The organism is Streptomyces recifensis (genome assembly GCF_002154615.1).
Classification (GTDB): domain Bacteria; phylum Actinomycetota; class Actinomycetes; order Streptomycetales; family Streptomycetaceae; genus Streptomyces; species Streptomyces griseoluteus.
On record NZ_MUNH01000334.1, the window covers coordinates 1 to 10881 of the forward strand.

Here is a 10881-nt window from a genome sequence, read left to right on the forward strand (position 1 = left end):
GCGCCGCCGAGCCGGGGCGGTGCAGGGACTGCCGGTCCGTCTTCCCGACGACGTGTGCGGCATGAGCACCTGCCTGTCCGCGCGGATGCCTCATGCCGCCCGGCTGCTGGGGCGGCATTCCTATACTTGCGGCATGGACCGGGAACTGGAGCGCGCCTCCCTCGTCGCGCTGCTGCGACGTGGCGATCGCCCCTGGTCCGAGCTCACCGACCAGATCGAGAGCGTCGGCAGTGCCCGCGAGGTGCTGGAGAACTCACTCGACGGTTCCGGGCAAGGCGCTCTTTTCGATACCGGGCCTTCGGCGGACCTGGACGGCGTCGCCGCTGAGATCGCCGCCTGGGAGCGCGAAGGCATGCGACTGGTCACGATCCTGGACGAGGACTATCCGCTCTTCCTGAGGCTCGTCCACCAGCGCCCTCCGTTCCTGTTCCTCCGTGGGAACCCCGTCGACGACGACTTGCGCGTAGCGGTCGTCGGCACCCGTACGCCGACGCCGCGAGGCACCGCCCACGCCCGGGCGATCGCGGGCGGCCTGGCAGAACGGGGCGTCACTGTCGTCAGCGGCCTGGCAGCCGGTATCGACACGGCCGCGCACGGGGCGGCTCTTGCCTCGGGGGGCCGTACGGTCGCGGTCATCGGCACCGGTCTGCGCCATGCCTACCCGGCGCAGAACGCTCGGCTCCAGAGGGAGATCGCGGAGAAGGGGATGGTGATCTCCCAGTTCTGGCCCGACGCGTCACCGTCGAAGACGGCGTTCCCCATGCGCAACGCAGTGATGAGCGGTTACAGCCTCGCCACGGTCGTGATCGAGGCGGCTTACCGGAGCGGGGCCCGCATGCAGGCCCGTCTCGCTCTGGAACACGGCCGCCGAGTGTTCCTCATGCGTTCCCTCATGACCCACGAGTGGGCGCGGGAGTACGCGACCAGACCCAATACCACCGTCATCGACGGGCCCGACGACGTGTTCAGCCACCTCGACTCGCTCGTCCCCGCTACGGGCGAGCTGACCTGGGCATAGCCGGCGGAATCGGTGACCACTGTTATCGGGTTGTCCGCCCGATACGCCAACTTCCTCGTCCATCCCCTCTTGCATGGCCCCGGTGTGTGCCAGGTCTGCCGTGGTCCGGCCAAGGCCGGCTATCCGACCTGCTGGCCCTGCTCCGAGGCCGGCAGGATCCTTGGAACGGGGGTGGCGGACGCTGTCGCCCCCGTGAGCCTCGCCCTCAAGGGCGAGCAGTACGCCAATGAGCTCTGGCGCTACAAGAATGCCGTGGGCCCCCAGCAGCAGTATTTCCGTATGGGGCTGGCAGCAGTCCTTTGGCGCTTCGTGGCCATGCACGAAGAGTGCATCGCCACCCACTGTGCCGTTCCTGGCTTCGACACCGTGACCACGGTTCCCAGCACCAGCGGGCGTCATGATCATCCTCTGCGGACCTTGGTCGCCGACATGGTCGGAGTCACGCGCGACCGATACCGCGAGTTACTCACCCCGACGCCTGCGGCTGCCGCGCTGGGACGCGTGGCGTCACCGGCGCGCTATACCTCGTCGGCGATCTGGGGAGAGAACATCCTGCTGATCGACGACACCTGGACCACCGGCAGCCACGCCCAGTCCGCCTCCGCAGCGCTGAAGGCCGCCGGTGCCGGCAGTGTGGCTGTCGTCGTCCTCGGGCGACATCTCAACTCCGATTACGGAGACACCGCGACTCACGTGCAGCAGGCGAGGCTGCGCCGCTTCTCCTGGGGAGCTTGCCCGCTGCGGCCGTGGAACCACTGCTGACGGTGGAGCCTGAGTGATACCCGCGGCCCGACTGCGCGTCGGTAAAGGCACCGGATGAGCGGGCGTAGCGTAGAAGGCATGTCGAAGTACGGTTCCTTTCCCGGTGCGCGGCCGCGGCGGCTGCGGACCTCGCCCGTCATGCGTCGGATGGTCGCGGAGACGCGGCTGCATCCGGCCGACTTCATCCTTCCGGCGTTCGTCCGGGAGGACGTGAGCGAGCCGGTGCCGATCGCGGCGATGCCCGGTGTCGTGCAGCACACCCGGGACAGCCTGAAGAAGGCCGCGCTGGAGGCCGCCGAGGCGGGCGTCTCCGGGATCATGCTCTTCGGGGTGCCGGAGGAGTCGAAGAAGGACGGGCTCGGCACGCCGGGCACCGACCCCGACGGCATCCTCCAGGTCGCCCTGCGCGACGTGCGCGCCGAGGTCGGCGACGACCTGCTGGTCATGGCCGACCTGTGCCTGGACGAGTTCACCGACCACGGCCACTGCGGGGTGCTGGACGCCGAGGGCCGCGTCGACAACGACGCCACCCTGGAGCGGTACGCCGAGATGGCGCAGGTCCAGGCCGACGCCGGCGCCCATGTGGTGGGCCCCAGCGGCATGATGGACGGCCAGATCGGCGCCGTCCGGGACGCGCTGGACCAGATCGGCCGGGAGGACGTGGCGGTCCTCGCGTACACCGCGAAGTACGCCTCCGCCTTCTTCGGGCCCTTCCGCGAGGCGGTCGGTTCCTCCCTCCAGGGCGACCGCAAGACCTACCAGCAGGACCCGGCGAACCTGCGCGAGTCGCTGCGCGAGCTGGAGCTGGACCTCGCCGAGGGCGCGGACATGGTCATGGTCAAGCCGGCCGGGCCCTACCTGGACATCCTGGCGCGGGTCGCCGACGCGGTGGACGTGCCGGTGGCCGCGTACCAGGTCTCCGGCGAGTACTCCATGATCGAGGCCGCCGCCGAGAAGGGCTGGATCGACCGCGACCGGGCCATCCTGGAGTCCCTGACGGGGATCAAGCGGGCCGGGGCGCGGAACATCCTCACCTACTGGGCCACCGAGGTGGCGCGGAAGCTGCGCTAGCGGGTCGCCGGTCACCGCGCCGCCACGGGGGGCGCGCGGTGACCGGGGCCGGCTACTTCGCCCCGTCGTCCTCCGCGGTGCGCGGGCCCTGGATCTCCAGGCGGCCGCCTGGCTGCCCACCCTCGGAGGGCTGGGCGCCGTTCTGGCCGCTGAGGTTGTTGCGGACCGAGTCCAGGATCGTCAGGCCCTGGGCGACCAGCCCGGCCGCTATCTCGCCGAGGCCGTCCGCGCCGTTCAGGACGTTGACGTTGGCCCCCTTGAGGCCGCCCGCGGCCTCCTTCACGATCTGCGGGAGCTGGTCGATCAGCATCCGGTCCAGGGCGACCCGGTCGTGCGAGGCCGCCGCCTCGGCCTGGATCTTCATCCGCTCGGCGTCCGCGATGGCGAGCACCCGGACCCGCTCCGCCTCCGCCTCCGCGGGCTTCACGATCTCCGCGACCAACTCCTGCTGCCGCAACTTCGCCTTGCGCAGAGCCAGTTCGGTCTGCGCGGCCAGCACCTCCTGCTGCGCGTGCGCCTGCGCCAGCGGACCGGCCTGGGCGGCCTCGGCCTGGGCGCGGTCCACCTGCGCCGAGTACTCCGCCTGCACCACCGCGGTCTGCCGGGCGTACTCCGCCTGCTTGCGGGCCGCGACCTGCTCCGCCTCGGCGGCGGCCTGGTTGGCCTGGGCCTGGGCGATCTGGGCCTGTCGCCGGATGGCCGCCTTGTGCGGGGCGGACATCGCGTCGATGTAACCGGTGTTGCCGTCGTCGATCGACTGGATCTGGAGCGAGTCCACGATCAGGCCGATCTTCGCCATCTCCATCTTCGAGGTGTCCAGCACCTCGGCGGCGAGCTTCTGCCGCTCGGTGACGATCTCCTCGACCGTCATGGAGCCGATGATCGCGCGCAGGTGGCCCGCGAAGATCCGCCCCGTCAGCACCGACATCTGCTCCTGGTCGGAGAGGAAGCGCTGGCCGGCGTTGATGATGCTCTCCGGGTCGTTGCCGACCTTGAACGCGATCACGGCGCGGACGTGCAGGGCGATGCCCTGCTTGGTCACACAGGTCTCGGTGACCTCGGCCTCGCACATCGACAGCGTGAGGAAGCGGACCTTGCGGAACACGGGGAGCACGAACTTCCCGTGCCCCGTCACCACCCGGAACGGCGCGCCCCCCAGTCCCCGCCTGCCACCCGAGATCAGCATCGCCTCGTCGGGAGCGGGAACGCGGTAACCGAACATACTGCTCGTCTCCTCAGTCGACGCCGGCGGACAGCCCGCCCAGCGTGTCCAATGGATCGCCCCACGCGATGACATCGACCTCACGCAGCCCCCGTGACTCGATCACGAGTACGGTCGTCCCGCGCGGCAGCGGCTCCGGCGACCAGGCGAGGAAGGTCTCGGAGCCGCCTCTGACCCGCACCAGGATCTCGCCGGGACCGGCGGAGCCACGCGTGCCGATGAGCAGTTCCCCCGTGCAGCCGATCACGGCTTCGTCCTGTGCCATCGCCCGGCTGCCTCCCGTCGTTTCTGGTCCTCGGGTCCGACGATAGACCTACGGTTGACGGGCGTACACCAAGGTTTTCTCCGGCTTTTGAAGGCCCGCCGGTGATGCGAAACGGCCCGGTCCGCACAGGGCGGGCCGGGCCGTTTCGGGTCGTACGGGTCAGAGCTTCCCGGGCGTCCGGATGCCCAGCAGCGCCATGCCCTCGTGCAGGGTGCGCGCGGTCAGGTCGACCAGGAACAGGCGGTTCTCCACCTGGGCGGGGGAGTCGGCCTTCAGCACCGGGCACTGGTCGTAGAACGACGTCAGCAGCGAGGCGAGCTGGTAGAGGTAGGCGGCCATCTTGTGCGGCTCGCGGGCCGCGGCCACCTCCAGGACCGTCTCCGCGAACTGGTCCAGGTGCAGGCCCAGCGCGCGCTCCGCCGGGGCCAGCGCCAGCTCCGGGTGGGCGGCGGGGCGGGCCTCGCCGGCCTTGCGGAGGATGGACTGGATCCGGGCGTACGCGTACTGGAGGTACACCGAGGTGTCGCCGTTGAGCGAGACCATCTGGTCCAGGTCGAACTTGTAGTCCCGCACGGCCGAGGTGGAGAGGTCGGCGTACTTCACGGCGCCGACACCGACGTACCGGCCGTTCTCGACGATCTCGTCCTCGGTCAGGCCCACCTTCCCGGCCTTCTCCCGGACCACGGCGGTGGCCCGCTCGACGGCCTCGTCCAGCAGGTTCTCCAGCTTGACCGTCTCGCCCTCACGGGTCTTGAACGGCTTGCCGTCCTTGCCGAGGACCGTGCCGAAGGCCAGCTGGACGGCGGTCACGTCGTCGTTCAGCCAGCCCGCGCGGCGCGCGGTCTCGAAGACCATCCGGAAGTGCAGGGCCTGCCGGGCGTCCACCACGTACAGCAGGGTGGACGCCTTGAGGTTGAAGACGCGGTCGCGGATCGCGGAGAGGTCGGTGGCCGCGTAGCCGTAGCCGCCGTCGGACTTCTGGACGATCAGCGGGACCGGGTTGCCCTCCGGGCCCTTGATGTCGTCGAAGAACACGCACAGCGCGCCCTCGGAGCGGACCGCGACACCGGACTCCTCCAGCAGGCGGCAGGTCTCCGCGAGCATGTCGTTGTACCCGGACTCGCCGACGATGTCGGGATCGCGGACCTCCATGTCCAGCTTGTCGAAGACGGAGAAGAAGTAGATCTTCGACTCGTCCACGAACTTCTGCCAGATGGCGAGGGTCTTCGGGTCGCCCGCCTGGAGGTCGACCACCCGGCGCCGGGCACGGGTCTTGAACTCCTCGTCGGAGTCGAACAGCCTGCGCGCGGTCTTGTAGAGGCGGTCCAGGTTGGACATCGCCTCCTCGCCGGACACCTCGGACTCCTTGTGGTCCAGCTCGTGCGGGTGCTCGTCCAGGTACTGGATGAGCATGCCGAACTGGGTGCCCCAGTCGCCGATGTGGTGCCGGCGGACCACGTTCTCGCCGGTGAACTCCAGCAGCCGCACCATGGCGTCGCCGATGACCGCCGAACGCAGGTGGCCGACGTGCATCTCCTTGGCCACGTTCGGCTGCGCGTAGTCGATCACCGTGGTGCCGGGGTGCGCGGCGTACGGCACTCCGAGGCGGCCGGTGTCGTCCGCGTACCGGGCGGCCAGGTTGTCGATGATCGCCCTGTCCGCGACGGTGATGTTGAGGAAGCCGGGGCCGGAGACCTCGACGTCCGCGATCACCTCGCCGGTGACGATGCCGGAGACGACCCGCGTCGCCAGCTCACGCGGGTTGGCCTTGGCCTTCTTGGCGAGCGCGAGGATGCCGTTGGCCTGGTAGTCGGCCCGGTCACTTCGTCGCAGCAGCGGGTCCGCGTCCGCGGTCTCCGGCAGGGCGGCCGAGAGGGCGGAGGCGAGATGCTGCTGGACGGAGTCGCTGAGGGACGTGACCGAGGCCATAGGTAAGGGTGCCGTTCTCCTCGTGGGAATGGATGGTCCCGGCCAGTATCCCACGGGGGGTAAAGGCGTTTTTTCGCGCGCGGGAGTGTCTGGGATTATGGAAGGAGGCCGGCGGAGGACAACCGCCGGACCGGCACCCCGAACTGAAGGAGCACCGATCGTGGCTCAGAGCCCCGACACCGCCGACTGGGTCTCCCGTTTCGCGGATGACGTCATCCAGGAGTCGGAGCGTCGGGCTCCGGGCAAACCGGTCGTCGTCGCCTCCGGGCTCTCCCCGTCCGGCCCGATCCACCTGGGCAACCTGCGCGAGGTCATGACCCCGCACCTGGTCGCCGACGAGATCCGGCGGCGCGGGTACCAGGTCAGGCACCTGATCTCCTGGGACGACTACGACCGCTACCGCAAGGTCCCGGCCGGGATCGCGGGCGTCGACGAGTCCTGGGCCGAGCACATCGGCAAGCCGCTGACCTCGGTCCCGGCGCCGGCGGGTTCCGCGTACCCGAACTGGGCCGAGCACTTCAAGGCCGCCATGGTCGAGGCGCTCGCCGAGCTGGGTGTGGAGTTCGACGGGATCAGCCAGACCGCGCAGTACACCTCGGGCGTCTACCGCGAGCAGATCCTGCACGCGATGAAGCACCGCGGTGACATCGACGCGATCCTCGCCCAGTACCGCACCAAGAAGGCGCCGGGCAAGAAGCCGCAGCAGAAGGCGGTCGACGAGGCCGAGCTGGAGGCCGAGGAGGGCTCCGGAGCGGCCGCCGAGGACGACGGCAGCTCCGGCTCCGCCGGGTACTTCCCCTACAAGCCGTACTGCGGCGAGTGCGGCAAGGACCTCACCACCGTCACCTCCTACGACGACGACACCACCGAGCTGGCCTACACCTGCACCGCCTGCGGCTTCGGCGAGACGGTCCGGCTGAGCGAGTTCAACCGGGGCAAGCTGGTCTGGAAGGTCGACTGGCCGATGCGCTGGGCCTACGAGGGTGTCATCTTCGAGCCCTCCGGCGTCGACCACTCCTCGCCGGGCTCCTCCTTCCAGGTCGGTGGCCAGATCGTCGGGATCTTCGAGGGCGAGCAGCCCATCGGCCCGATGTACGCCTTCGTGGGCATCTCCGGCATGGCCAAGATGTCGTCCTCGCGCGGCGGTGTGCCGACCCCGGCCGACGCGCTGAAGATCATGGAGCCGCAGCTCCTGCGCTGGCTGTACGCCCGCCGCCGTCCCAACCAGTCCTTCAAGATCGCCTTCGACCAGGAGATCCAGCGCCTCTACGACGAGTGGGACAAGCTCGCCGGCAAGGTCGCCGAGGGCTCCGCGCTCCCCGGTGACGTCGCCGCGTACACCCGCGCGGTGGGCACCGCCGCCGGTGAGCTGCCGAAGACCGCGCACCCGCTGCCGTACCGCACGCTGGCCTCGGTCGCGGACATCACCGCCGGACACCAGGACCAGGCGCTGCGCATCCTGTCCGAGCTGGACCCGGCCAACCCGATCACCGACCTCGCCGACGCCCGCCCCCGGTACGACAAGGCCGAGGCGTGGATCAACACCTACGTCCCCGCCGACCAGCGCACCGTCGTGCGCGAGGAGCCGGACGCCGAGCTGCTGAAGTCGCTGGACGACGAGGCCCGCCAGTCGCTGCGCCTGCTGCTCGACGGGCTCGCGGACAACTGGTCGCTGGACGGCCTGACCCACCTCGTCTACGGCGTCCCGAAGGTGCGCGCCGGCTTCTCCGCCGACGCCACGCCCAAGGAGCTGCCGCCGGAGATCAAGACGGCCCAGCGGACCTTCTTCGCCCTGCTGTACCACCTGCTCGTCGGCCGGGACACCGGCCCGCGCCTGCCCACGCTGCTGCTGGCGGTCGGTCAGGAGCGGGTGCGGGCCCTGCTCGGGGAGTAGGCCGCGCATACGAGGAGGGGGCGCCCGGTGATGACACCGGGCGCCCCCTCCTCGCGTGTGCGCGGGGTCAGGCGATGTGGTCGTCGAGATGACGCTGCTGGAAGTGCTCCGCGAGCTTCTTGGCGGAGTCCTTGTCCAGGGTGAAGCCGTACTGCGCCTGCACGTTGTCGGCGAAGACCAGGGGGGTGGGGTAACTGCCGTCTATGGACTGGCGGAAGACCGTGTACAGCTCCTCCTCGTCCGGCTCCGACGGCCCCCCGCCCTCGCCCAGCTCGCGGGTGCGGTTGGGGCCGACGGGTATCGGGAAGCTGCCCGTCTCCTCCGGGGAGGGCTGCTGGAACTGCTCCGGGGGCTGCTCCTCGTACCAGTCCCCGTACTGCTCCTCGGGGAAGTACTGGGGGTCCGGGCCGGGTTCGAAGGCCGGGTCGTAGCCGCCGTGGTAGTCGATGTCACGCGGGGGCGTCTGGAACCAGGGGCTGTTCTCGTCCTCGGCCTCCGGGGGCAGAGGCTGCTGCTCGGCCTGGGCCTGCGGTGCCGGAACGGCCTGCGCCGGGGCCGGAGCCTGCGCGGGCGCCGCCTGGAGCGCGGCCGGGGCCGGCTGGGGGAGTGCGGGTGCCGGCTCCGGTGCCGGGGGCAGCAGGACGGGCTCGATGCCCGCCGCCGCGAGGCCCGCCGGGGCGGTCTCCGCGAGCGGGACGCCGTAGCGGGCCAGGCGCAGCGGCATCAGGGACTCCACCGGGGCCTTGCGGCGCCAGGCGCGGCCGAAGCGGGAGCGCAGCCGGGCCTGGTAGACGAGACGTTCCTGCTCCAGCTTGATGACCTGCTCGTAGGAGCGCAGCTCCCACAGCTTCATCCGCCGCCACAGCAGGAAGGTGGGCAGCGGCGAGAGCATCCAGCGGGTGAGGCGGACGCCCTCCATGTGCTTGTCGGCGGTGATGTCCGCGATCCGGCCGACCGCGTGCCGGGCCGCCTCCACGGCCACCACGAACAGGATCGGGATCACCGCGTGCATGCCGGTGCCCAGCGGGTCGGGCCAGGCGGCGGCGCCGTTGAAGGCGATCGTCGCGGCCGTGAGCAGCCAGGCCGTCTGACGCAGCATCGGGAAGGGGATGCGCATCCAGGTCAGCAGCAGGTCGAGGGCGAGCAGTACGCAGATGCCCGCGTCGATGCCGACCGGGAACACGTACGAGAAGTTCCCGAAGCCCTTCCGCAGGGCCAGCTCCCGGACGGCCGCGTACGAACCGGCGAAGCCGATACCGGCGATGACCAGCGCACCGGTGACGACCACGCCGATCAGAACGCGGTGCATCCGAGTCAACTGCATTGGCGCGGCCACTCGTACTCCCTCCCTTGCGTGTTGTTGCGCGCAACAGAGTGGCACAGGTGTGCGCCGAACGTGGTGTCGGTCAGCCCTTCTTGGGGGCGGCCGAGGACGCCGAGCCCTTGGGGGAAGGGGACTTGGAGGCGCCCTTGGAGGGACTGGCCGAGGGGGAACTGCCTTCTGTCGAACGGCCGTTGGCACTGGCCACCGCCGTAACGGCCTCCTTGGCCGCCTTCTTGGCGTCCGCCGTCAGGTCGTCCGCGTCCGGGGTCTTGTCGCCCGCGAGACCGGCGCCGTTGTAGTCGAGGGTGATCACGACGTTCTCCACGCGCGCCACCACCGTCTGCTGCTTGAAGGCGCCTTCCTTCTTCTTCAGGTCGTAGTGCACCGCCGTCGCCTCGTCACCGGTGCCGCCGAGCGCCTCCGTCCTGGTGTTCTTCGCGCCCGAGGCGGCCTTGGCGTCCTGGACCTGGCGCGTGTAGTACGCGTGCGCCTGGTCGTTGCCGCTGCCGCGCGAGGTGTCGGAGTCGAAGCGGAGCAGGGAGACGTTCAGCCAGCGGAACTGCGAGCCCTTGACGCCGTTGTTGTCCAGGCTGGTCCAGGAGCAGGAGGACCGGTTCGCGGTGTCGTCGCTCGACCCCTTCTTGCCGGCCGTGTCCGCCTCCGGCACCAGGTCGCCCAGCGTCTTCTTGGGCAGCACCTTGCACGGCTCGGGAAGCTTGCGGAACACCGACGCCTGCACGGTCGGGGAGGGCTTCGCCGAGGGCTGCCCGGAACCGCCGCCGGCGGACGGCTTGGCGGAGGCGCCCGCCTTGCCCGGCGCGTCGCCGGAGTCCGAGGAACAGGCCGCGGTGATCAGTACCGCGGGAACGGCTGCCGCGCACACCAGGGCACGGCTCAGACGCGTGGCACGCGGTCCACGCTGGGCACGGTCGTCTCGCTGGGCTGCTCGCTGCATGGTTCCTTCACTCGTGACGCTCGGTGTTCGTGCGGGTTCCTGCGGGGCCACCGTACGCGGTACGCGCGGCCCGCGGTCGCCGGTCGAGCGCCTTCGGGGAGGGGGAGCAAGGCGGGCGAGGAGGCGTCAGCCGTCCAGCACGTCGGCCAGTTGAGAGGCCAGATCGCGTGCCCTGTCCTGCATTTCCTTGCTGTCCGGGACCGCGCCGACAGCCATCGGCTGCTCCTCGTAGTCGATGGTGACGACCACGTTGGACGTGCGGAACACCACAGTCACCGTCCGGGGTTCGGCGGTCGAACCGGACGAGCCGAGCTGGTCGTCCAGGTACGCCTCGTCACCGAGGTCGGGCAGGACGCGGGGCTGGAGGTCGGTGGGCGCGGCGCTGCCGGAGCCGCCCGCCGCCGGGTCGGCGGAGGCGTCCGGGGAGGGGCTGCCGGAGGG

General features: G+C 70.4%; 9 protein-coding genes and 1 pseudogene. 4 read left to right on the forward strand and 6 right to left on the reverse strand.

The genetic code is table 11. From position 1 onward, the window contains the following. The 3 genes from CCN33_RS18195 to hemB all read left to right on the forward strand — a co-directional run. Nucleotides 1-1018, forward strand: a 1018-nt coding sequence (locus CCN33_RS18195) for a DNA-processing protein DprA (protein ID WP_341866580.1), incomplete at its 5' end; no start/stop codon positions are given. Nucleotides 1019-1210: 192 nt separating this feature from the next. Next, nucleotides 1211-1780 carry a hypothetical protein gene (locus CCN33_RS18200; protein WP_244173853.1) on the forward strand — a complete coding sequence of 190 codons (570 nt, stop codon included), beginning with the start codon at nucleotides 1211-1213 and terminating at the stop codon, nucleotides 1778-1780. A gap of 78 nt (nucleotides 1781-1858) precedes the next feature. Continuing rightward, nucleotides 1859-2851, forward strand: a complete 993-nt coding sequence (gene hemB, locus CCN33_RS18205) for a porphobilinogen synthase (protein WP_086694640.1) — start codon at nucleotides 1859-1861, stop codon at nucleotides 2849-2851. Between the two features lie 52 nt (nucleotides 2852-2903). Here hemB and CCN33_RS18210 read toward each other — a convergent pair whose 3' ends face one another. The 3 genes from CCN33_RS18210 to argS form a co-directional block, all read right to left on the reverse strand. Next, nucleotides 2904-4073: a flotillin family protein gene (locus CCN33_RS18210; RefSeq protein ID WP_086694641.1), complete on the reverse strand. Its 1170-nt coding sequence runs from the start codon at nucleotides 4071-4073 to the stop codon at nucleotides 2904-2906. Between the two features lie 13 nt (nucleotides 4074-4086). Beyond that, on the reverse strand, nucleotides 4087-4338 hold the full coding sequence (locus CCN33_RS18215) for a hypothetical protein (RefSeq protein WP_086694642.1): 252 nt from the start codon (nucleotides 4336-4338) through the stop codon (nucleotides 4087-4089). A gap of 159 nt (nucleotides 4339-4497) precedes the next feature. Continuing rightward, on the reverse strand, nucleotides 4498-6267 hold the full coding sequence (gene argS / locus CCN33_RS18220) for an arginine--tRNA ligase (protein ID WP_086694643.1): 1770 nt from the start codon (nucleotides 6265-6267) through the stop codon (nucleotides 4498-4500). A 97-nt stretch (nucleotides 6268-6364) separates the two neighbouring features. On the opposite strand from argS, the gene lysS reads away from it, so the two are divergent. Further along, complete coding sequence (lysS, locus tag CCN33_RS18225; protein WP_086694644.1) at nucleotides 6365-8161, forward strand: lysine--tRNA ligase; 1797 nt, start codon at nucleotides 6365-6367, stop codon at nucleotides 8159-8161. 67 nt (nucleotides 8162-8228) lie between these two features. Here the strand turns inward: lysS and CCN33_RS18230 are convergent, their stop codons facing one another. The 3 genes and pseudogenes from CCN33_RS18230 to CCN33_RS18240 form a co-directional block, all read right to left on the reverse strand. Next, complete coding sequence (locus CCN33_RS18230; RefSeq protein ID WP_086694645.1) at nucleotides 8229-9470, reverse strand: DUF2637 domain-containing protein; 1242 nt, start codon at nucleotides 9468-9470, stop codon at nucleotides 8229-8231. Nucleotides 9471-9567: 97 nt separating this feature from the next. Next, on the reverse strand, nucleotides 9568-10440 hold the full coding sequence (locus tag CCN33_RS18235) for a DUF3558 domain-containing protein (RefSeq protein ID WP_208621791.1): 873 nt from the start codon (nucleotides 10438-10440) through the stop codon (nucleotides 9568-9570). Between the two features lie 126 nt (nucleotides 10441-10566). Further along, nucleotides 10567-10881, reverse strand: a pseudogene (locus tag CCN33_RS18240) (DUF3558 domain-containing protein); the annotation flags it as partial.